The sequence below is a fragment of the Ktedonobacter racemifer DSM 44963 genome (genome assembly GCF_000178855.1).
In the GTDB taxonomy this organism is placed as follows: Bacteria; Chloroflexota; Ktedonobacteria; order Ktedonobacterales; family Ktedonobacteraceae; genus Ktedonobacter; species Ktedonobacter racemifer.
On the sequence record NZ_ADVG01000003.1, the window covers coordinates 2226250 to 2247304 of the forward strand.

The 21055-nt window shown below is 52.2% G+C and carries 19 protein-coding genes and 1 pseudogene; 8 read left to right on the forward strand and 12 right to left on the reverse strand.

Annotated features, from left to right (window positions below; translation table 11 throughout):
• The first annotated feature begins 15 nt into the window (after window positions 1-15).
• From KRAC_RS38705 to KRAC_RS38720, 4 genes are all read left to right on the forward strand, one after another.
• A complete protein-coding gene (locus tag KRAC_RS38705; protein ID WP_007916826.1) occupies window positions 16-1383 on the forward strand; it encodes an IS701 family transposase in 1368 nt (455 codons plus the stop codon).
• 148 nt (window positions 1384-1531) lie between these two features.
• Window positions 1532-2422: a hypothetical protein gene (locus KRAC_RS38710; protein ID WP_007916827.1), complete on the forward strand. Its 891-nt coding sequence runs from the start codon at window positions 1532-1534 to the stop codon at window positions 2420-2422.
• Between the two features lie 368 nt (window positions 2423-2790).
• Complete coding sequence (locus KRAC_RS38715) at window positions 2791-4248, forward strand: ATP-binding protein (protein ID WP_007916828.1); 1458 nt, start codon at window positions 2791-2793, stop codon at window positions 4246-4248.
• 738 nt (window positions 4249-4986) lie between these two features.
• The gene (locus tag KRAC_RS38720; RefSeq protein ID WP_007916830.1) at window positions 4987-5628 is read left to right on the forward strand and encodes an HAD family hydrolase; all 642 of its coding nucleotides are present in this window, start codon (window positions 4987-4989) and stop codon (window positions 5626-5628) included.
• A gap of 627 nt (window positions 5629-6255) precedes the next feature.
• Here the strand turns inward: KRAC_RS38720 and KRAC_RS38725 are convergent.
• The 7 genes and pseudogenes from KRAC_RS38725 to KRAC_RS38760 form a co-directional block, all read right to left on the reverse strand.
• Window positions 6256-6648: a DUF7694 domain-containing protein gene (locus KRAC_RS38725; RefSeq protein ID WP_420795836.1), complete on the reverse strand. Its 393-nt coding sequence runs from the start codon at window positions 6646-6648 to the stop codon at window positions 6256-6258.
• 380 nt (window positions 6649-7028) lie between these two features.
• A complete protein-coding gene (locus KRAC_RS38735) occupies window positions 7029-7424 on the reverse strand; it encodes a response regulator (protein ID WP_007916834.1) in 396 nt (131 codons plus the stop codon).
• An 18-nt stretch (window positions 7425-7442) separates the two neighbouring features.
• Complete coding sequence (locus KRAC_RS38740) at window positions 7443-9032, reverse strand: DUF7125 family protein (RefSeq protein ID WP_007916835.1); 1590 nt, start codon at window positions 9030-9032, stop codon at window positions 7443-7445.
• Between the two features lie 385 nt (window positions 9033-9417).
• Window positions 9418-10065: a sensor histidine kinase gene (locus KRAC_RS38745; RefSeq protein ID WP_075164461.1), complete on the reverse strand. Its 648-nt coding sequence runs from the start codon at window positions 10063-10065 to the stop codon at window positions 9418-9420.
• A gap of 212 nt (window positions 10066-10277) precedes the next feature.
• Window positions 10278-10820 carry a dihydrofolate reductase family protein gene (locus KRAC_RS38750; protein ID WP_007916836.1) on the reverse strand — a complete coding sequence of 181 codons (543 nt, stop codon included), beginning with the start codon at window positions 10818-10820 and terminating at the stop codon, window positions 10278-10280.
• A gap of 760 nt (window positions 10821-11580) precedes the next feature.
• Window positions 11581-12192 carry a hypothetical protein gene (locus KRAC_RS38755; protein WP_007916837.1) on the reverse strand — a complete coding sequence of 204 codons (612 nt, stop codon included), beginning with the start codon at window positions 12190-12192 and terminating at the stop codon, window positions 11581-11583.
• A gap of 161 nt (window positions 12193-12353) precedes the next feature.
• Window positions 12354-12869, reverse strand: a pseudogene (locus KRAC_RS38760) (ISL3 family transposase); the annotation flags it as partial.
• A 698-nt stretch (window positions 12870-13567) separates the two neighbouring features.
• On the opposite strand from KRAC_RS38760, the gene KRAC_RS38765 reads away from it, so the two are divergent.
• A complete protein-coding gene (locus KRAC_RS38765; RefSeq protein WP_007916839.1) occupies window positions 13568-14602 on the forward strand; it encodes a LacI family DNA-binding transcriptional regulator in 1035 nt (344 codons plus the stop codon).
• Between the two features lie 290 nt (window positions 14603-14892).
• Window positions 14893-15930: a cellulase family glycosylhydrolase gene (locus KRAC_RS38770; protein WP_007916840.1), complete on the forward strand. Its 1038-nt coding sequence runs from the start codon at window positions 14893-14895 to the stop codon at window positions 15928-15930.
• A 387-nt stretch (window positions 15931-16317) separates the two neighbouring features.
• Here the strand turns inward: KRAC_RS38770 and KRAC_RS38775 are convergent, their stop codons facing one another.
• From KRAC_RS38775 to KRAC_RS38790, 4 genes are all read right to left on the reverse strand, one after another.
• Entirely contained in the window at window positions 16318-16662 is a 345-nt protein-coding gene (locus KRAC_RS38775) for an NUDIX hydrolase (protein WP_052568927.1), read from the reverse strand.
• Between the two features lie 23 nt (window positions 16663-16685).
• A complete protein-coding gene (locus KRAC_RS72190; protein WP_211221391.1) occupies window positions 16686-16949 on the reverse strand; it encodes a hypothetical protein in 264 nt (87 codons plus the stop codon).
• 68 nt (window positions 16950-17017) lie between these two features.
• A complete protein-coding gene (locus KRAC_RS38785; RefSeq protein ID WP_007916841.1) occupies window positions 17018-18181 on the reverse strand; it encodes an RNA-guided endonuclease InsQ/TnpB family protein in 1164 nt (387 codons plus the stop codon).
• Window positions 18141-18791, reverse strand: coding sequence for an IS607 family transposase (locus tag KRAC_RS38790; RefSeq protein WP_007916842.1), 651 nt, complete (start codon window positions 18789-18791; stop codon window positions 18141-18143). The genes KRAC_RS38785 and KRAC_RS38790 overlap by 41 nt, the downstream gene beginning before the upstream one ends.
• Here KRAC_RS38790 and KRAC_RS67150 point away from each other — a divergent pair.
• The gene (locus tag KRAC_RS67150; RefSeq protein ID WP_075164462.1) at window positions 18779-19129 is read left to right on the forward strand and encodes a GNAT family N-acetyltransferase; all 351 of its coding nucleotides are present in this window, start codon (window positions 18779-18781) and stop codon (window positions 19127-19129) included. The genes KRAC_RS38790 and KRAC_RS67150 overlap by 13 nt on opposite strands.
• Before the next feature lie 78 nt (window positions 19130-19207).
• On the opposite strand, the gene KRAC_RS38800 is transcribed toward KRAC_RS67150, so the two are convergent.
• Window positions 19208-19822 carry a DUF6585 family protein gene (locus KRAC_RS38800; protein WP_040445690.1) on the reverse strand — a complete coding sequence of 205 codons (615 nt, stop codon included), beginning with the start codon at window positions 19820-19822 and terminating at the stop codon, window positions 19208-19210.
• On the opposite strand from KRAC_RS38800, the gene KRAC_RS38805 reads away from it, so the two are divergent.
• Complete coding sequence (locus tag KRAC_RS38805) at window positions 19808-20971, forward strand: RNA-guided endonuclease InsQ/TnpB family protein (protein WP_007916844.1); 1164 nt, start codon at window positions 19808-19810, stop codon at window positions 20969-20971. The two genes, KRAC_RS38800 and KRAC_RS38805, sit on opposite strands and share 15 nt — an antisense overlap.
• Window positions 20972-21055: the final 84 nt, after the last annotated feature.

Below are 21055 nucleotides of genomic sequence, written 5' to 3' on the forward strand. Positions count from 1 at the left end.
TAAAAGGAGAAGAAGATGAAGCGAAACAAGCATGCCACCTTCACCGGAACCAAGACGACCCCTGCCGATGTCTGTCGCTGGGTCCAACCCCTTTTTCGTCTGCATGAGCGCCTCGCCCAGCGCTTTGCCCGACCAGAGCCACATCGCCGGGTACTGGCCTACCTGCAAGGGATTTTGAGCGAAATATCCCGCAAAAATGGCTGGCAATTAGCTGAACACGCCGGAGAAGCTCGTCCTGATGGCATGCAACGCCTGCTCTCGCAAGCCGTTTGGGACACCGATGGCGTACGTGATGATTTGCGTACGTATGTGCTTGAAAAACTGGGCTTGCAATCGCCTATCCTGGTCATCGACGAAAGCTGCTTTCCCAAGCGAGGCGAAAAATCAGCTGGCGTTGGCTTGCAGTATTGCGGAACCACGGGCCGAGTCGAGAATTGCCAGGTCGGAGTTTTTCTCTCATATGTGACGGCCAAAGGGCATACCCTGATTGATCGCGAACTGTATTTGCCCTTGGACTGGTGCGAGGATCGCGATCGGTGTCGAGCCGCAGGCATCCCAGCATCGGTTCGTTTCCAGACAAAGCCAGAGTTGGCCCAGCGCATGATCGAACGCATCTGGCAAGCTCAGATCCCCATTTCCTGGGTCGTAGCTGATACGGTTTACGGGGGCAATCTGGACCTGCGAACCTGGTTGGAAATGCGTGCGTATCCTTACGTGATGGCTGTGGCTTGCAATGAACCAGTCGGATTCCAGACACCGACTGGACGCAGACGCGAAGAGGCCGCATTGGTCGAAGCGTTCGTCCTTCACGATGGGAACTGGCAGCGCCTGTCAATGAGCGAAGGCAGCAAAGGCCCCAGGCTCTTCGACTGGGCCATCGTCCCCATGCTGCGCCAGTGGGAGGATGATGGAAGACATTGGTTGCTCATTCGTCGTAGCCTCGCTGATCCATCTGAGAAAGCGTACTACTTTGTCTTTGCTCCGCAAGGAACCACCCTGCCAGCAATGGTCAAGGCCATTGGTGCCAGATGGCGTGTTGAGGAAAATTTTGAGATTGGCAAAGATCTCGGCATGGATCACTACGAAGTACGGAGCTTCATCGGTTGGTACCGGCACATTACGCTCGTGCTGTTGGCTCTTGCTTATCTTGCAGGAATTTGTGCAACAGAGCGTTTCCCCACTGATCATCCTACGACTTCTGAGTCTGCTACCCAACCCTGCGTACTTCCCTTGACCATTCCTGAAGTGCGCCATTTGCTCGCACGGCTCATCTGGCCTTTGTCTTCGTCCACACGCCGGGTGCTTGCCTGGTCGTGGTGGCGTCGTTGCCACCAAAGCACGGCGAGCTCTTACCACATCAAACGTCGTCTCAAGGCTGGCTAATCCTGGCTGATTCCCACTTTCTTGGCTTTGCCCTGGCGCGTGTCATTTCCTAGACACGCGCAGAAATTTCCTGGAAGTGCTGGAGTTCCTGGAAATTTGTGCGCATGTTGTCTCCCATCGTATCTTTCCTTGCGCATGAGTTCTGAATATGACTCTTCTTCCTGTCACAGACGGTGCTCGTCTGCTTGGCATTCATCCCAAGACGCTCCACCACTGGCTCAAAGAGGCCCATGTGCCCTTGTCCACCCACCCGACGGATGCACGGATGAAATGTGTGATGGAGGAACACCTGCAACAGGTAGCCAGTCTGCATGGCCGCCCACTCCAGGCATCTCGGCCGTTGGATGTAGCCTCTCCTCTTCTCGTCCCTTCTCAAGTGCAAGCCCTCTCAGCGCCTGAAAATGAAAGGGAACCGGCCTCCACCGCCTGCTCGTTGCTCCCCTCCCACATGCAGGAAGCGGACCAGATCCAAAGGCTGGCTTCCCTGGAAACCAAGGTGGTGACTCTTCAGGAGCAGATTGCCCAGCTCACGCTGGCGCTGCTCCAGGAGCGGGAGCGATCGGTCGAGCATCGTCTCACCGCCCTAGAATCCTTCCTGCAACCACTGGTGGGAACGCAGCTCTCCGCACTGTCGATTCCTGGGGTTGAGCAAGAACCTCCTGGTCCACGGCCTGTACCGAGACCTCTGCATCCCGTTGAACAACTCGCTCGCTCTCGCATGCCTCCCCTGATCGAATACAGCGCGCCGGGTACCTACGTGATCATCAGTTCGCAAGAAGGCGAGGTGCATCTGGAACCCAATTCGCGCGCGTGGTTTGACTGGTTGGCGACCCTTTCCTCCTTCCGTTTCGTTGGGCCTATGGGGCGCTTTACGGGGCATCGAGGATACAAGGATGGTCAACAGACGCGCTATTGGTCGGCTTCTCGTTGTGTCCGCCGTCATACCTACAAGCAGTATCTTGGCATGACGGAGAGCTTGACCATTGCCAACTTGGAGCGCACAGCTGCCAGGCTCCAATCTGACATCGAAGCGCGCTAGATTGTCGCGCTCTTTGCTGTCAATGATCTCCTCTGGTTCCCAACAAGTGCGACTGTAGTGGCCAATCATAGGAATCGACCAGGAAGACGCTGGAGAAACCGCTTCCCATCTGGGGGATCAGCGTGGAATATTGTAAATACATCGCTCGCGATCTCGCCTGCCGCGTCCAAGGCGCTGGTGGTAATGACCCGAAACCTGAGCACTTGACCCCAATTATTATAAGCAGCTGACCGGGAATACGAAGTGCCAGCTCGTTTGTTTCTCGAATATATCAGGTCATTTCACTCGACCTACTTTCTTTCTCTCAGAGCAGGTACGCATCTTCGTTACCAGGGATTGGGACACGTGAAAAGGGGATTTACCGTACTATGTCGAAGATAAAGCAGACGAGGCGTGTCACTCCTCCGTCAGGTGACACGCTGATCGAGACCATTCCCCAGTTGGTTTGGACAGCACGACCCGACGGCCTACACGACTACACAAACAGGCGCTGGCTGAACTACACGGGGTTGACTTTTGAGCAGGTACGCCACGACAAATGGGCGCAGCTCCAGTTCATCCATCCCGATGATCGTGAAGGCACCCAAGCGCTCGTACAGCATGCCCTGGACACGGGAGAAACGTATGAGCACGAAGATCGTCTCAGAAATAGCCAGACCGGGGAGTATCGCTGGTTTTTAGTCCGCGTCGAGCCTTCGCGCAATGAAGCAGGCCAGATCGTCAAGTGGGTTGGCACCGGCACCGATATCGACGAGCAGAAGCGGATCGAGGCAGCCTTGCGCCCGGGTCAGGAACGCGCAGACGCCTTGATGAAGTCCAAGATCATCGGGATCTTTGTCAGCGAGGGGGACCAGATTATGGATGCGAACGACACCTTTCTGCGCATGACCGGCTATACCCGCGAAGACCTCCGCGCGGGGCGCCTGAACTGGTTGCAGATGGCCCCTCTAGAATATCTGGCTCGAACCCAGCAAGCTCATCAGGAACTGGCCACTCAGCACTCACTGACGCCCTATGAGAAAGAGTACCTTTGTCAGGACGGCAGTCGCCTTCCAGTGCTCGTATGCGGGGTCCTCTTGCAGGATCATCCCCTACAGGTGATCAACTTTGTGCTCGATAACTCGGCGCGCAAAGAACTGGAGCAACGCAAGGATGACTTTATCAGTATGGCCAGCCATGAACTCAAGACCCCACTCACGGCGGTCAAGATACAAACCCAACTAGTGCGCAAACGCCTCGAAAAGCATGCCCAGCACGAGGCAGCCACCGCGCTTTCCCGGGTGGAGGGACCTGTCAAGCAACTGGAACGCCTGATCGCAGAGTTACTGGATGTCTCCAAGATCCAGGCAGGGAGATTGGAGTACATCCGGGAGCGGGTGGATCTCGACGAGCTGGTGCGGGGGGTCATCGACACCCTGCAGCACACGAGTCCCAGCCATACCATTCTGGTCCGTGGAAGTGTGCAGACCAGCCTGATCGGGGATCGAGACTGGCTCAGACAGGTGTTCACCAACCTGCTCAGCAATGCCATCAAGTATGCTCCCGATGCAAAGACCGTCGAGGTGGAACTCTCCGCCTCTGACGAGGTGGTCACGATCCAGGTGACCGATCATGGCCTGGGCATCCCGCGCGAGCAGCGCGACAAGATTTTTGAGCGCTTCTATCGGGCTGCTGATCTCAGGCAGAGTGCGATCCCTGGTTTGGGCATGGGACTCTACATTGTGGCCGAGATCGTCAAGGGCCATGGAGGAACCATCACGGTGGACAGCGAGGTCGGAAAAGGCTCGACCTTTACGGTCACCTTTCCCACGAAGAGGGATGCCTGAGCGTGGAAAGGACGCCACGCACGTCCTTTGAGGAAGTTCGGGCGGCGAGATCCGTGTGTGGGCACGGGATGGTGCTACGCCATCACGGACTCGCTTCCTGCGGACGCCCTCGCGCGTTTCGTGCCGCCAGAGAGAACATTCCCCTATGGCGCGGGAGACCTCTCCGTTCGGCAAGCTGTCTGAAGCATAAGCTTCTGGGACGGGAGCGACCCACAGAGAGAGGCAGCGTTTGCCCGCACCATAGGGAGATTTCCAGATGGGAATGCCTCGCGCAGACTGGGCGTTCGCTCGGTTTATTGACAACATTCCACTCTGATACCCCAAATGGGGAGCGGTTTCTTCAGCGTCTTCCTGGTCGATTCCTATGATTGGCGCCGATTTCCTACATTTCACCTTAAAAATCGTCGAACATTCACGCTATTTACTACTACTCTTCGCTGCTTCTGGCAAAGGATGAACCACACTCAAAAAGCTTTTTTAGGTCCTACTAAACTGGAAAAGAAGAACTGAAAATATTCTTTCATAGCAAAGAAGACAGATAAATCCTTGTGTAAATTTGCACGCTTCATGGGAGAAAATTTGCACATTGCGTGGGATTTCCCGCGCGACGTTGTATTGTTATGGAAAAGAGACCAAACTTCCTACAGACCAAGCTTCCCACGGAATGAGCGAAATTCCTCCCATGAAGCGTGCAAATTTACAACTTGGTTGCCGCGGCTACCGGAAAGGATCAAGACAGTGAAAAAGTACATACTCTTCGATCATGATGGTGTTCTGGTGGATACCGAATTCTGGTATTACAAAGCTGGAGAACGCGCCCTGGCGGACATTGGTTTGACTTTGGACAAGGATCAATACCTCCGGGACATGAACCAGGGATTGGGCACTTGGGCCCAAGCCAGGGCGGCAGGTATTGATGAACAGACCATCAGCAGGCAGCGTGAGGTTCGTAATGATTATTATCAGGAATATCTTAGAACAGAAGCCATTGAGATTGAAGGCGTCGTTGAAACTCTTGCTGAACTGTCAAAATACGTCCGCATGGCCATCGTGACGACTGCAAAACGTGTGGATTTTGAAATTATCCATGAAAAGCGCCAAGTTAGACAATTCATGGATTTCGTCCTTGTTCGCGAAGACTACAAGCTCACCAAGCCGCACCCGGAACCATACCTGACCGGCTTAAAGCGCCTCGGAGCCACCAAAGAAGAGACACTGGTTGTAGAGGATTCATCCAGAGGGCTGAACTCAGCCGTGGCGGCCGGTATTGACTGTGTCATTGTCTATAACGACTTTACAAAAGCACATGACTTTTCACAGGCTAGCTATCGAATCGAAACTCTGATTGAATTGAAGGATATCATCCTTAATGTAACCTGAAGGAGCATTTACCAGTGTGTCCCATACTCCTTTGAAAAGCGAATGAGCATGGCTATCTCGGCCGCGAAACGTTCGTATAGGTAGATCCATATGCATTGTGGCGGTAGATTGTCATAAGAGGACCTGTCGTTTGACTCATAAACTCGCCAAAACGGGGAGATATCCGTCAAAAGCAGAAAAGGGCGAGGATATGGAACTCCATCAGGTTTGGTGAATAGTGCTTGCTTAGTAGAACTCTTCTCAGGTGATAGAGCTGAACTCGCTAGGATGGGGGAGGATGCTTTGTGTAGATGGCTGAAAAGCTAGACGTGTGTCTTCTTTTTTTATTTCCATCAAAGAGGTATAGCTGCTTCCTGCAGCTATACCTCAAAGGAACAGGGGCTACACCTGTGTTTACCACGAAAGGGTATGGACCACCATACGATTGAGATGAAACCAATGACCACGTGTGTGAACGAACGCAACATTTTGCTCCCCAGCTTTTGAGGGTCCCGACATTACCAAAATTTGGTATTCTATTATTTATAGAATACTTGCCTCCAAAAAAAGCGCTTTCTTGATCTGTGTCTCTCCATTGCACTGGATATGGCCTCTGAAGAAGCCGTATCCAGTGCAATGTCGCGTGTGTTAAGAACACTTGCGTTGTTCTTGCTGGAGAAGTGCTCTCATTTCTTCTTCGGAAAGACAATCAGCTGGGCGTTCATTGGCTGGCCATGGCTCTTGTCGCGCATCACCAATGGTTGCTTCGGTGACCAGGCGCCGGGTAAACCCAAATGGGAAGCGGAATGTGGGATCATCAATGACCCATAGGTGATAGTGGTTGCTTGTGTCCACTTCCCGTGAGCGTGCGGGAAACAGCTCAACACCTTCACATTCAGGCCCGACGAGTTCATCCTTAATGCGCATTTTATCTCTATAGGTGTAAATATTGAAATTCCGTGAGGGAATTTCGACAATTATCTGAGGTAATCTTTCATCAAGAAAAAACGCTTCACAGGCCCTTCGGACTCTTTTTCCCACGTAGAGATTACCTCAGAGAGTTCCCAAAAGAGTACCTCATCGAATCCCAATATTTACATGCTCTATAAAAAGCAGGACAACAACACCTATCTCTGCAGGATTGATTCAACCATCCCGCTCGCTGACTACAGAAAGCGCAAATCCTACTATGGCCGCGACATGAAAGTACACGTCCCTGATGGGAACTATCAGCACTTCATACTCCCTCCCTCAGAGTCTGCCCAGGTTGACGTATACGACGGCTCTTACGCAGGTTCGCTGATTTTTGAGAACAGATGAGATACAAGGCAAAAGAACGGGCCTTCTGTTGCGTACGTCTTTGCTCATCTTGTTTTTCTGCTAGAGAGCAAGCAGAGAAGGTATCCACGTGAGGAGAGAAACTAGGAGGAAGCTGGTGAGGGAAGGAAGCGGTGAATGAGTTGCTCAAGCTGATATATATGAAATGGTTTAGAGATGAGAGCGTCTACAGGCAAAGATAACTCAGGCCATATGTTGGCTGCGGTGAGTAGTACCATGTGCGGCGGCGCGATTCCCCTTGCGCTTGCTTCCTCACGTAACCCTTGCACCACACCAATCCCCCCCATAATGGGCATCATCACGTCCGTGAGCACAAGCGCTGGCCAGTGCTCACGGGCGAGGTCGAGCGCTTGTTGTCCATTAAAGGCGACCAATGGCTGGTACCCAAGGCTCTCGACCACCAGCGTCAGGATTTCGGTAATCGGGATGTCATCGTCAACGATCAAGACGATGGGTGGTTCGTATATTTCCTCATGCAAGTGTTACATCCTGCTTTCTTAGTGTTGCTCTTGCTCTGAAGGGGAACTCCTCTGTGGGGGGGGCTCCCTCCGTTGGATTGCTGCTTGCTGCTCTGCTAATTTGATCAAGATGTCCTGTTCACGCTCATTGGGTGTCAGCACACGCACCCCCTCGGGCGTCGTAATCAGAAAATCACGGAGCGTTTCATCGTGGGCGGAAAAGCGCATCTTCGGAACGAAGAGGATGCGATGGAGTTTCCCTTGATAGATGAGGTGCTGCATAGACACCACATTTTCTGCAAGCACCGTCAGTTCATTCACGGAGAAATCCGGTTGCGTGATGATGCCTTGCGTTGGCTCTTTGATGGCAAGCAGCGTCACACCCCGTTCACGTAAGAGACTCAGGAATGCCGCGAGATAATCGGGAACACGTTCGGCTCCACTGCTCCTTTGGATGGCTCGCTCCCATTCAGCAAGGCTATCAATGACCAGACGCCGTGCACCTATTTGCTCTAATGCCGCAAGCACCTCTGTGGCAACATGATCGGGGTCCAATTCAACCGGATCCCAGTGGTGGACGGTCAATCCCCTCCTCGCAGACAAAGCGTGCTGTAATTGTTGGCTCCACGCAAAGTCCTCCGATTTTTGAACCAACTGATCTGCTGTCTCTCGAAAGCCGAGATACACTCCCGGCTCTCCCTCTGCTACGCCAGCAAGGAGAAATTGGAGCGCGAGAAGTGTCTTGCCCGTTCCGGGACTCCCAATCAGGACCGTCCCTGTTTGCCGGGTCAAGCCACCGCCAAGCAAGGTATCAAGTTCGGGCAATTCAAAGGTCGCTCGTTTCGCTGGCGTTGCTGAGAGCGTTTTCTTATTCCAGCCCACCTTGAACGGGTGCCTGAGGCGGGTTTCCAATCGAGGGAAAACGTGTACCCCTATCTCGTTGATCGCCAAACCGTGGAGGCCTGGTAATGCCGCTTTCCCTCGTACTTTGAGCACCTCAAGCGCCCGATGAGTGCGCACGCCGAGCAATGTATTGTAGAGCCCGATGAGCACATCCGCAGTGGTCATCTCTGGAAAGAGCGTTGTATCGCGGGGATCTGCCTCCGCTGTGACGAGTGAGGTTGTGCCCAACATACTCAATTGTGTTCCAAGATCGTAGAGGAGGCGGCGGGCGGCAACAAAATCGGTGTCCTGGCCACGTAACCCTTGAAAGCCATCAAGCACCACGACACTCGCCTTCATACGATGCACTTCTGCCACAATCGCCTTCCCCGTTATGGGACCTTCCGGTGGGAAAAATTGCTGCAAGCTGAACACTTGTACAGTGCGACCAACGAGGTTTGGCGCAAAGAAGCTATAGGAACGCAGATGTTCTAAGAGCTTTGTCGTTGGTTCAGACAGTGCTGTCAAAAAGAGAACTTTCTCTCCACGCTGAGCTGCGGCGAACGCGATCTGACTGGCAAGCGTGGTTTTCCCACTCCCAGGCGGTCCAAGAATAACCGTTAATGCTCCTTTTGGAAGCCCTCCACCTAACACCAGATCCAAATGAGGGATCCCTGTCGGCTCAAGTGGTGATGGAGGAGGAACCATCGGGACCGATGTGGCATCGGAGGGGAACGAATCCATCATGCTCTCTTTCTCACTCGACAAATGTAGATACTATAGTATGTCACATGGTTTCTCATTTGACGAGAGGACAGTTGCTTGCATCACGTCCATGCGATATGATTGACGTCCTTGAAGCGTGTCGCATGGGAGAAAAATGCATCAGGTGGTCTCTACCTCTTTTCTGATTAACTCATGTGCGCCATAGTCCACTCGGCCTCATTTTACCAACGTAGTGGCTCATACGCACTCTTTCAACAGACCACTTTTCGTATCAGCGAGGTTGCGTAAGATCCTTCAATCTGGGTGCTCATAAGGCCGCCAATCTCTGTGTAGGAGTTCTCTATCGATAGAAAGTAGAGTGCACATCTGGCTCGTTGAAGTCAGGCACCCATGCTGGAATGGTCTCCTACGTGGCGGATACGTGCAAAGGAAGCGAAACTGAGAAGATTGATCCTTTCCCCTCCTCACTGCTCACCATGATTTCTCCTCCATGATGCTTGATGATCTCATGTGCAATGTATAAGCCCAGACCGAGTCCGGGAACATCGTTCTGCTTGGACGTATCAACACGATAGAAACGCTCAAAGAGTCGGTCCTGGCGCTCCTTGGGAATGCCAATCCCAGCATCTTGGATGCGCACAAAAGCTCCATCTTGCACGGTCTCCAGGGAGATATCCACATGGTCTGCCTGAGGGGAATATTTGATGGCGTTGCTCAACAGGTTGATAAAGACCTGTCCCAGTTTGTCCCAGTCCCCACTAATTGTCGCATGCGAGGCTCCATGAATCATTAACCTATGGCCTGGGCTCGTCAGTTGTGCCGTTTCAACAATCTCGTTGATCAACGCATCCAGATCAAAAGGTTCTTTGGCATAGTCCAATCTCCCTACCTGTATTTTGGAGACATCTAACAGATCATTGATCAAGCAGGTCAACGTTCGCACCTGCCCTTCCATTCGTATGAGCATTTGTTCTGCCATGAAACTATCGTTCTCAGTCAGTTTCTTTCTCAGACGAGAGGATAAGAGCGTCAGGGTAGTCAATGGAGCTTTCAACTCATGGCTGGCTTGGTGTTTAGACTAATTTTGTATGAAGCGGCCTGGGGAGCGGACTGGATCCATTTAGCTATGAATTGTATGAAACCGCTTCCCGTCTGGCTTTACAAGAATTTAGTCTAAACGCCAATTAAGAGAGAAGAGTCTTTTTATCCAGAGATAAAGCTCCACAGGTTGTCAAAAATGGGACCAACTGCAGAGCCGAATACCCATCAGGACTGTGGTTCATAGGTGAGCTTGACAATGCCTTTCGAAAAGCTCTTTGTCGCAACAAGCCTCAACGTGGCGGTTTCGCCCTGTCGGAAGAGCTGCTTTCCTTGCCCGAGAACAAACGGAAAGATCGAGAGACCGAGGGCGTCGAGCAAGTGGTGCTTGAACAATGTCTCAGCGAGAAGGCCATGCCCATAGATGAGAAGATCGCCTCCTTCTTGCTGCTTGAGTTTGGTCACTTCAGCAAACACATCGCCTCGAACGATGGTTGAGTTATTCCAGTCGGCTTTTTCCAACGTCGATGAGAAGACATACTTTGGCATGGCATTGATCCTGTCAGCCCACGGGTCGGTGCGTCTGGGCCAAATCTTAGCAAAGCCCTCGTACGTCGTGCGGCCCATCAACAGCGCGCCGCACGCCAGTGCCTGGTCTAATCCGTCCCGCATATACGCCTCGTCGTCGCGGTATTCAGAAAATCTTGAGATGGCTGCTCCGGCGTAGACGCCGTCTACCGAGACGAGAGTATATTCGATAATGTTACGCATAAGATGGTGTCCTTTCCTCTTCAAACGAGATGTACGAGAGGTGTCAATCACCTTTCACTTATAGGACACCGGCTTGACCCAAAACTCATCGCAAATCAAGGGAAAATATCGGAACAAGAGCGCTTTGAGATCGGCCTCTCAAACAGGCAAACAGAGAGAAGGAGTCGCCTGAGAGGCGAGTTCAGTGTCGGGAATGAACCAGGATTCGTCTGTTATCCCATGTTCTCGTTATCTCAAAACCAACCAGCCTGTTGGAAAAGTCCCAAAAACCTCATCATTTTATTCCGGGGCCGCGAAATTTGAGCGTAAATAGAAGTATGATGGCCTGATATACTCATCCATCAATGACTTTTTCAACAGGCTGTGCCGTTTCATGAGATAGCCAAACGCCCAAAAGCCTCGGGTTCTTGCCCTCGGCTTCATGTGTCTCATAACTTGTTGTATTGGGTCAAAACCCATCTCAAAAACAGCATCTCAAAACATGCCTTTCTCGACGGAAAACGGGAGACAGAAATGGTAGTAAAAGCGAAGAGTGGTTCATACACAACTTTGGTGAAATGGTGTTTGCTTGCTTTTTCTCCAGTTGAGAGGGAAGGGGAAATTCGCCATAGCTCGCCTGACTCCGTACCTTTTCGTGGAACTTGGCCATTTGAGGGGCGCTCTGCCCACTTGCTCAGGTGGAGTGCCCCTCAAAGGACAAGGGATGCTTACAGAAAACCGAGCGAGAAAGCCCCGGTCATTGATGCCGGGGAGGTCTCAGTTAGGGGTGAGAGTCAGAACTGGGTGCCTCATGCGTATATCCGTCTTTGACTCCTTCCAGGAAGTTCTTGAGAGCTTCATCAGGGTGCTCTGCATAAAGAGAGATATTGCGAATCCATGTGCCGTACCGTTGACCCAGCTTCGTCCAGTAGCTAGCGGGCAAGTCCAGAGGAATAAGCCCTTCTTTTAAAAAAGCAGACAGTTCTTCCTTGACGAAAGGGAACCCTGGTCCCTTTGGCAGATCCCACTTGGATGGTTCGTCGAATGGTCGTGCACTTTCATCAACGGCATATCCACCTGCCACCACATATCCTTCATACTCTTTTCCCCGCAATCTATAGACATGGTATCGTGAAGGCAGCGAACCACCTAATAACTGGCAAACGCTGTCAACCTGTTCTGGAAGAGCGAGATCCATCGTCAACCCCATGAAGTCTGCGGGAAGTTGCAGATAGGCAACCGACCAAAAGAGCACATCAATGCGGGGTAGAGGGCATGTGTCCCCAGAACTCGGAGACATAGAGGGGTTAGCCAGAAAGAGTAATTGATTGAATGTGGGAGTGTAGTTCCACAGTTCAAAGTATCGCTGCGGGTAGTCGATGAGAGCAGCCATGGTTTCTCCTCCTGTGATGCTGGTGGTGCGCACGTCACAACAGCAGAGAGCCTGGGAACAGTCCTCTGCAGCAGCCGGTTGTCCCCTATGATAGCGGAGGTGCTGGTCAAAAACACCGTCTCTTTGGGCGATGCTTTTTCCTTCATTTTCAGGTATACTTTTTAGAAAGCGTAAAGCATGCGCTGGCGGAGCAAGGGGAAGCTGGCGCGACCATATCCCTGGCGCTTGATCAGCTTGAGCTTGTTCACGAAGCCTTCCACCTGTCCATTGTTCTGTGAAAGAGTCAGACCTGCCACCACCGCTGCTTTATCCCGTTCGATCCCTTGGATGAAGCTCTGAATTTCCCGGATCTGGCTTGCTCTGGCGCTCTCAAGCCAAGCGTCAAGCCGCTCTCCGGTACGTGTGCGTAGCATCTGGGCAAACTGCTGAACCAGGCGGTAGGCCTGCTCGATCTCTGGATCGAATTGCTGGAGTGTGGTGAGTGTTTCTTGTTCATCGATCGAAAGTGCTTCAGGCTGACGAAGAAAGAGGAAAGCCGCAGACTTCGAGGAGAGAGGAGTTGAAGAGAGAGGGCATGCTTTTGCAGCGTTCTTCTTCCCTCCTGGAAGTAAGCGAAGCAACTGGTCACGCACTGACTGATACGATTGAGTGTAGCCACGGTCCAACAGTTCCCGATATGGGATTGACCCGCTTTAGAAGAGTACTTGAAGCGAAGAGAAGAAGGCGAGTATCTCTTCTTTCACAGTGGAAGCACAAGTCGAACAAAAAACCTTGATTGTTATCTGCACGGGTGAGAGTTACTTCGTCAGTTTGAAATACTATATCCAGCCCTGGTGTCCGCGATGTTGGTGGAAGCCATCACTTGATGGCTTGAGCAGGGAAGACCCTACACGCCAAAGGAGATGGCCAGGCGTAGTTCCCTGCTTGCCTCCGCACTGTTCAAGGAAGCCAGTACCTGGCAATAACAGTTGTGCGCACCTGAGAGCGTGTTTGCTTCTCATCATTACGCCAGCCGCCAGAGCGAAAGTCACTGTAACAGCGTGCTCTATCATATGAACTGCAGAGATTGATGAGATCAGTTGCCGCTTTCATCTTCTCGCTCTACGTTTGCATACATAGGAGAATGCCGCTTTCATGAGAAGCAAACACGCTCTCAGCCATCATTCATCTCCGTGTCCTCAACCTCTTCAATACAACAGGATGTTGTTGCCATACCTCTATGACGGGTAGATGGAATACTAGGGGTGCTGGTTTTACTTCCAGTAGTTGGATCTTCAAAAGAATAGCCTTGACATACTTATTATTTCTAAGTAATCTTGTACAATAGAGTTACGCAATCGATTTCCCAATATTTTTTGCTCACGAGGAGCGTGAAATGGCCATTGTGAGGATGCGAGATGTGGCGGCTCATGCTGGCGTTAGTATCTCGACAGTCTCGAAGATTCTGAGTGGCAGTGCCGCGGCTCATCAGATTCCAACACACACGATTGAGCGTGTGCGGCGTTCGGCTTCACAGCTTGGCTATATTCCAAATGCCGTTGCTCGTAATTTGCGTACTCAGCGCACTCGTGAGATTGGGATTGTGTTGGGCCAGGAGACGTATCCGGCGGCGGCGGCGCTGACTTTAGATGGAGCTTTTCTGATCGGGCTGATGGAGGCGGTGGCCACGTATGATCTGCCGGGAATGGTTGTCTATCCACGGGAGAGGAGCAGTTCGATCGCGGATGTGGCTCGCTATCTGGATGGACGCATTGAGGGTTTGCTGGTGCGCTCGTCTACGCCACACCATGAGGAACTTTTGTTGAGTCTGCTCGCACGCTCTCCACTTCCAGTGGTGGCGGTGTGGACGCAGGAGGTTCCAGATACCGTTGGCTTTGTTGATGTGGATCATCGCGCGGGCGCTTATCAAGCGGTTCGGCATCTGTTGGATCTTGGTCATCGGCGTATTGCGTATGTGGAGCCATCACCGGTATTTGAGCATCCACATTTCCTGGCTCGTTTCCAGGGCTATGAGCAGGCGTTGCGCGAGGCTCAGGCGATGTTCCAGCCTGAATGGCATGTGATTGGTATCGAGCAGGAGAAGATTGAGCGGTTGTTGCAGCTACCAGATGCCGTCACCGCGATTTTTACGCCCAATGATATGACGGCAGGTGCGGTGGCGAGTATCCTGCATGCGCTGCATTGGCGTATTCCCGGTGACATCTCACTGGTGGGATTCGATGATATCGCTCATGCAGATCTGATCGCGGGTGGTTTGACGACGGTTCATCAACCGATCCTGGAGATCAGCATGCAGGCGGTTCGTAATCTGACTGCTCTGATTGGTGGAACCCCGGCTGTTGAGTGCCGCACGGTTCTCTCGACGAGCCTGATCGTCAGGAATTCGTCCGCTCCACCTGCCACCAGGTAATCGTGTGGGGGGGGATGGAGCCACATATTTATAGGCGGGTGGCTACCCACACGATTACCTGGTGTTTGTTTTGAAAGGAGGATGTTGATAGCCACAAGTAGGTAAGTTTTTTTGCTGCATAGGCCTCTAGCAGGTTTTCAGTACATAAAATTTCATTACTTTCCCAATCCATGCGCTCTATGATGAGCTGATAGATGGACTGATTTCAAGGAGTGAAGGAGATATTTTGATATATCTTCAGTCTACAGGACACATTGATGGTGTCCGATCTAAAAGGAGTATGAAATAGTATGTTTCAGCAGCGTAAAATGCGACTCGCGTGTGTGATGGGAGCAGCCCTGATGCTGGCTATGCTTTTCATAACGCAAGCGGTCAATATGCCAACCGCACATGCGTCTCAAGGCAATATCGTTACACCTGACCAGTTTCATGGCGTGAACTGGGCTGACCCACGAGATAACTTCGCCAATGATGCGGTGGTTCCTTCAGGCCTCTCGGTCTTGGACAATTATGCTGTGACTTATGCAAAAGCGCGCGCGATTATCAAAGGGTTCGCGACGAATCTCAGCGCGAACACGGTGAGACTGCCGATCAATCCATATACCGTGAATGGCCAGTTCTGGAATGCGTATACTGGCGCGATCAAAGCCGCTACGGACCAGGGCTTCAAGGTGATCTTGAGCTACTGGGAGGGCACCGGTTCGTTCCAGGACGGCAAGATTGACGATCTGACAACCTTCTGGCAAATGTGGAAAACGGTCACCAACAAGTATCATAGCAACAAACTGGTCTACTACGAGCCGATGAACGAGCCACATGGCTACAGCGATAGCGAATGGACCAACATCGTCGTTCAGTGGATCAACAATTATCCCTTAGTCTCCAGAAGCCAGATCTTTGTGAGCGGCGCTGGCTATAATGACCATGTTACCTCTGTCTGCGCGGACAGCCGCTTAGACGGAACCTTCGTCTCTCTCCACAACTATGGCTTCTGGAATCCTAACCAGATAAGCTACGACGCCTGGATCAATGATTTCAAGGCCCGTATTGGCTCCTGCGCCTATCGTACCGTCGTTGATGAGTGGGGAGCTCCAATGACTTCAGGATGGGACTACAATGGTCCGATCAATAATAACGGCTATATCGCCTATGTTCAGGCTGGCACGGACCTCATGCGCTCCTGGCATCTGGGCTCGGTGTACTGGCCCGGACTGCGCAATGGCGATGGCTATAGCATGGAAACGCTCAATGGTAGCGGTACCGATCTCACGCTTACTAACAATAATGCTTCAGGCGTGAGTCGCCTCAAACACTCTTACGGTCTCTAATAATCCTACTGGTTCTCCCGCAGAAATAGTGCTCGGCAATATCAGGATATGTAACCTCTGTTCGTAGAAAAGAGGTTACATATTTTTAACAGACAAGGCTGTTTTCAATGGCTGCTCTTTCTTTTTAGCTTCCTCGTTTTCTGATCACGAATATTACTCATATCGATGGCTAGTGCAGAAAAACAAGAGGTGTTAGGGAAAGGGGGCGCAGGGGTTTCCCCTGCCCACGACATGCGCAATGAGATTGTAGAAGAGCTTGTCTGGGCTCTCAGGGATGAATGGTAACTGAAGGTCGCTCCGCGTCTCTGAGAAAAGGGGATCGCCAGGCTCCTGCCCAGAACGGAGAGCGTAGCTGAAACCTGTTGCTTTGGCGCAGATCAGTGGTGATCACTGCGTCGATAAAGCACTGGTCACCATTTGCACACGCCCATTGTGAGCAGAGCAGCAGTACTCCTGCGATTGTTGCTCAGCCAGCATCATGGGCAAAAAGTGGGGGATATTATTCACAACCAGGGGATTATTCTGATCACACACCCAGTCTAACACCTTCCAGGACAGGACGCCTTCCTCTGTGACACGATCAGGCCAGAGCGGATAATCAGGAGTCAGGCGCGCCAGAAAGGCGTACATGCCCATACGTGCTCCGGTGAGATCCGTCGAGACCGGCCAGCTAACCAGTCCGGCAAAACGTACGACCTCCGCCTGGTGCAGATCCAGACCAGCCTCTTCCATGACTTCCCCTGACAAAAGAGGGATTAGGTGATGGAGCGTCCCTGCAAATTCTTGAGATGCGTCATGCTCCTGAGTTTCTTGCATTTGTTGCTGAGAATCGTGTTTACCTTGCTGAATGGCTGGGCTGGGGCATAACTATACGGACCTTGGAGGATGCGCAGAATTTCATCAAACGCGGCCTCACACGCTTCTGCGATGACGGTATTCCCTGGGTGGGGATCTGGCTCAATGGGCGTATGGTTGGTGGTATTCTGCTCCAATTTTCCGTAGCAAATGTGTGCATGCACCCATTCACCGGGAATTTTGTTGTTACTGTTTCATCCGTAGGTGCCTGAAGGCCGGAGCCTTTTTGGTCTTACCCCGCGTCCGCAGTCAAGTTTACGTCGTCGCCTGAGCCAATATCGTCGACGGCTTGATCAATCAGCCCGATCAAGCGCAGGGCCTCGTGCAAGACGTTAAGAGATGCGTTATGATCTCTATCCTGCTCAAACTGATGATACGCACAGGTGGGGTTTTGACATAGGAAAACGCGATCAGACACCTCCATGTCTTCCCACTTCCAACCGCACGCGTGGCAGGTCTTACTGGAGGGGAAGAAGCGCCCCACCTTTTGAACCTGTCCACCGCGCTGCTCCACCTTCGCATTGAGCAGGTTCAAAAGTTTGCCAAGTGCGGCATCAGAGAACGAGCGGGCAAGCTTGCGATTCTTGAGGAATCCCTTGAGATTGAGATCTTCAATCCCGACCATTCCATAGCAATTGGCAAGTCTGGTGGTCAGTTTGTGGAGCACATCATCTCGCAGGCACGTAATGCGGTAATGAAGTCGTGCGACTTGTCTGCGAGCTTTCTCGCGGTTTTTTGATCCTTTGACCCGTCTATGGAGGCATTTGTTCGCCTGACGAAGTTTCCCCAGCGCTGTTTTGAGGAACGCTTGGTTCTCGTATCCCTCGGCGGTGCTCAGGGTCACCAGTCGGTTCAGGCCCACATCAATACCTACGGCTGCTTGCCTTTTTTCAGGGAGTTCATCCGGCAGTTCAATGGTAAGACTTACAAACCACCAGTCAGCCGTTTTCGTGATCCGTGCGCCTGTCAACTTTCCTTGAAAGCGCAGGTTTTCTGCCATATTCACCCATCCGAGCTTGGGAACCCAGATGCGATGATCGCCCAGTTCCAATTGATCGTTGGCGAGATAGAAGCTGGGTTTGCTTCGTTTCTTGCTCTTGAACCTCGGGCGGCGAGCACGACCTTCAAAGAACGCCGTGAACGCCTTCCCCAGCTCCAGAATCGGTTGATCTGAGGCATTCTTCGTGACTTCCCAGGTCCAGGGGAAGTGCTCCCGCCGGATCTCGTTGAATTGCTTCTTGAGCTTCAAGGCCGTGGGTTTCTTCCCAGCCTCATATTGGCGATTCCACTCGGCCAGCGCCCAGTTCCATACAAAGCGGCTGGTTCCTGCGGCCTTTACAAAGTAATTGACTTGCTCAGGAGTGGGATGGAGCCGGATCTTGTGCGCTTTGATCATCCGTGATCTCCTTTCCCAGAGCAGCCGCCCGAATGGTATTTTTGTGGGAACGCAGGCCATGTAAACGGGCGGAAAAGACGGTAATGATTGCCAGGAGGTCTTTCACTAACTCCTCGTTTGGGGAGAGGGCCTCTCCATTCACGACAAGGATTTCGGTTCCATGTCGTTCACAGAAGGATTCAAACCAGTCGTAGCCAAAGCGCACAAAACGATCTTCGTAGCCGATCACCAATCGCTTGACTGCCCCGAGTTCAATTTCTTCAATGATCTGGTTGAAGCCTTTGCGTTTGTAGTTGAGGGCTGAGCCAATATCTTCGATCCACTGATCCACTTTGATGTGGTGTTCCAGGCAGTAGGCCCGAAGGGCGTCTTTTTGCGTTGCAAGATCACTTTTCTGTGAAGGAGAGGAGACACGAGCATACGCGATGGTTTTGCCTTGCGAACTGGCAACCAGACCCCGGTACTGAAGATACTGATCATGGGTGTAGTACCGGCGATTGGTTGGGGTACGATGGGCTTTCAGGGTACCATTGCGGTCCCATCGTTGCAGGGTGAAAACGGATACCCCAACCAGCTTGCTAAAATGCTTCGGCGAATATGTATGCTCCATGCTACGATTCTACACGATTCGCTACGGAAAATCAATACTGTTGCAACCTCTTTTTTCCTATCGATCCTCACATCCGCTCAACCGAGGTTGGTTACTGGCTCGGTCAAGGTGCCACAGGGCGAGGTTTGATGACGCGGGCACTTAAAGCTATGCTGCACTATGCCTTTGATCTCCTCCACGTCAATCGCGTAGGTCTCCAAGCTGATGTGCGCAACAGCCGCTCACGTGCCGTTGCAGAGCGCTTGGGCTTTACCTTTGAAGGCGTCCGTCGCAAAAGCTGGGAGCATGAAGGCCAGCTGATCGATATGGCCGGCCACCTATTCTCTGCTCGTGCATGAATGGCGCGAGCGAACTCCCCAATAAAAACGCTCTCTTCGAAAGGATCAGGGAGGTGCTGGCGCACCTTCCCAAAAGACTCAAACATACTTCCCAATATGCTCTAACAGCGCAAGCAGGACGCAGAGGTTGGGGATCTGCTGAACCGGGAGCGAAAGCCAGGCTTGAGATGAGCCTCGCTCACTGATAACTAACTTCTCGCTGCTCACCTCGAACTGCTCCACCTGGATCCAAGGAATTTTCTCCTCGCTGCTACTTATATACTGATTGGTAATGCAGAGCCCTGGAAAGACAAGGGGTTTACCTGCCTCATAGTCAGCCAGGAATGTGGGCAGAAACAGTCGAGTCATCTCTTGCTCAATCGCGTCACCCAGCTCTTCAATATCCGCGATAAGTAACCCCGGCGCTATCTGTGAGCCATCTACAAGTTGCACCAGATAAAAGCCCTGCGGCTTTCCCCATATGTATGCGACCTGTCTCTGGATAAACCTGACCTGCTCCCAGGCAACGATCTGTCGCTTGCGTCCCTCTCGATAGAGTGTACAACAGTTTGCAAAAAGGTAGGAAAACACCATCAGATGATGGCACCAAGCATACATTTCTTTGCCATTGACACAGGGGAATATATGTTCTACTATATAGGTACAACGTGTTTTGGCGTAGTGCAAGGGGAAATACCAATGATTCGTGCCCATAAAATCAGACTCCATCCCACACCGGAGCAAGCCATCTCCTTTGCCAAAGCCGCCGGAACTGCACGCTTTGTCTGGAACTGGGCACTGGCCGAGTGGAATCGGCAGTATGAGGCCGCAGAGAAACCCACGGCCCTCAAACTCAAGAAGCAGTTCAATGCGATCAGGCGCGAGCAGTTCCCCTGGACCTGGGAGGTCACCAAAAACGCTTCAGACCAGCCGTTTCTTGATTTGGGCAAGGCGTTTACCGCGTTCTTTGAAGGCCGTGCTCGTCGCCCCAAGTTCAAGAGCAAAAAGCGAAGCAAACCCAGCTTCTATCTCGCCAACGATCAGTTTGAACTCGGTGATCACCGCATCTGGGTCCCCAAGCTCGGCTGGGTGAATATGGCCGAGAAGCTCCGGTTTGCGGGCCGCGTGAGAGGGGCACGGATCACCAAAACAGCCGATTGGTGGTTTGTCTCCATTCAGGTGGAAATGCCAGATGAGAGTGCGGAGAAGAAACAGGTGGCTGTTGGCATCGATGTCGGATTGAACCGGTTGGCGACCTTGAGTACGGGAGAGGGAATCGAGAACCAAGCGTTCCTCAAAACCGCCTTGGGGAAACTGCGCCGGGCGAACAAGCGCCTGCATCGTCGGAAACTGGGATCAAAGAACCGAGAGAAAGCACGCAAACAGGTAGCACGCCTGCACTACCGGATTACCTGCCTGCGCGATGATGTGCTCCACAAGCTGACCACTCGGCTCGCCACCTGTTACGGGATCATTGGCATTGAGGACCTCCACCTCAAGGGATTGCTGAAAAATCGCAAGCTGGCTCGGTCATTTTCGGATGCCGCATTCGGCAAACTGCTTTCTCTGCTGAGCAGCAAAATGGAGCAGCGAGGCGGGCAGGTGATCAAAGTGGACCGCTTCTTTCCATCGAGTAAAACCTGCCATTGTTGCGACTGGAAGTGGGAAACCATGCAGTTGTCGGACCGCGTGTTCCTCTGCCAGAACCCCACATGTGCGTATTATCAATTCGGGCAGGATAGAGATCAGAACGCAGCTTTGAATATCTTGCAGGAAGCCCTGCGCTTGATCGGGCTCATAGATCAAGCCGTCTCCGGTACTGGCTCGGACGAAGACGCAAACTTGGCTGTGGACGCGGGGTAAGACCAAAAACGTGCCGGTCACGTTGAGGCACCTACGGATGAAGCAGCAACAACGAAAGCTGTGGGAGAGCTATGCTTGCATACG

Bases quoted from the DNA above. Each gene is read 5' to 3' on its own strand.
- KRAC_RS38705 (WP_007916826.1), top strand. From the start codon at position 16: ATGAAGCGAAACAAGCATGCCACCTTCACCGGAACCAAGACGACCCCT.
- KRAC_RS38710 (WP_007916827.1), top strand. From the start codon at position 1,532: ATGACTCTTCTTCCTGTCACAGACGGTGCTCGTCTGCTTGGCATTCAT.
- KRAC_RS38715 (WP_007916828.1), top strand. From the start codon at position 2,791: ATGTCGAAGATAAAGCAGACGAGGCGTGTCACTCCTCCGTCAGGTGAC.
- KRAC_RS38740 (WP_007916835.1), bottom strand. From the start codon at position 9,032: ATGATGGATTCGTTCCCCTCCGATGCCACATCGGTCCCGATGGTTCCT.
- KRAC_RS38750 (WP_007916836.1), bottom strand. From the start codon at position 10,820: ATGCGTAACATTATCGAATATACTCTCGTCTCGGTAGACGGCGTCTAC.
- KRAC_RS38755 (WP_007916837.1), bottom strand. From the start codon at position 12,192: ATGGCTGCTCTCATCGACTACCCGCAGCGATACTTTGAACTGTGGAAC.
- KRAC_RS38765 (WP_007916839.1), top strand. From the start codon at position 13,568: ATGGCCATTGTGAGGATGCGAGATGTGGCGGCTCATGCTGGCGTTAGT.
- KRAC_RS38770 (WP_007916840.1), top strand. From the start codon at position 14,893: ATGTTTCAGCAGCGTAAAATGCGACTCGCGTGTGTGATGGGAGCAGCC.
- KRAC_RS38775 (WP_052568927.1), bottom strand. From the start codon at position 16,662: ATGGAAGAGGCTGGTCTGGATCTGCACCAGGCGGAGGTCGTACGTTTT.
- KRAC_RS38785 (WP_007916841.1), bottom strand. From the start codon at position 18,181: ATGATCAAAGCGCACAAGATCCGGCTCCATCCCACTCCTGAGCAAGTC.
- KRAC_RS67150 (WP_075164462.1), top strand. From the start codon at position 18,779: ATGTATGCTCCATGCTACGATTCTACACGATTCGCTACGGAAAATCAA.
- KRAC_RS38790 (WP_007916842.1), bottom strand. From the start codon at position 18,791: ATGGAGCATACATATTCGCCGAAGCATTTTAGCAAGCTGGTTGGGGTA.
- KRAC_RS38805 (WP_007916844.1), top strand. From the start codon at position 19,808: ATGATTCGTGCCCATAAAATCAGACTCCATCCCACACCGGAGCAAGCC.
- KRAC_RS38800 (WP_040445690.1), bottom strand. From the start codon at position 19,822: ATGGGCACGAATCATTGGTATTTCCCCTTGCACTACGCCAAAACACGT.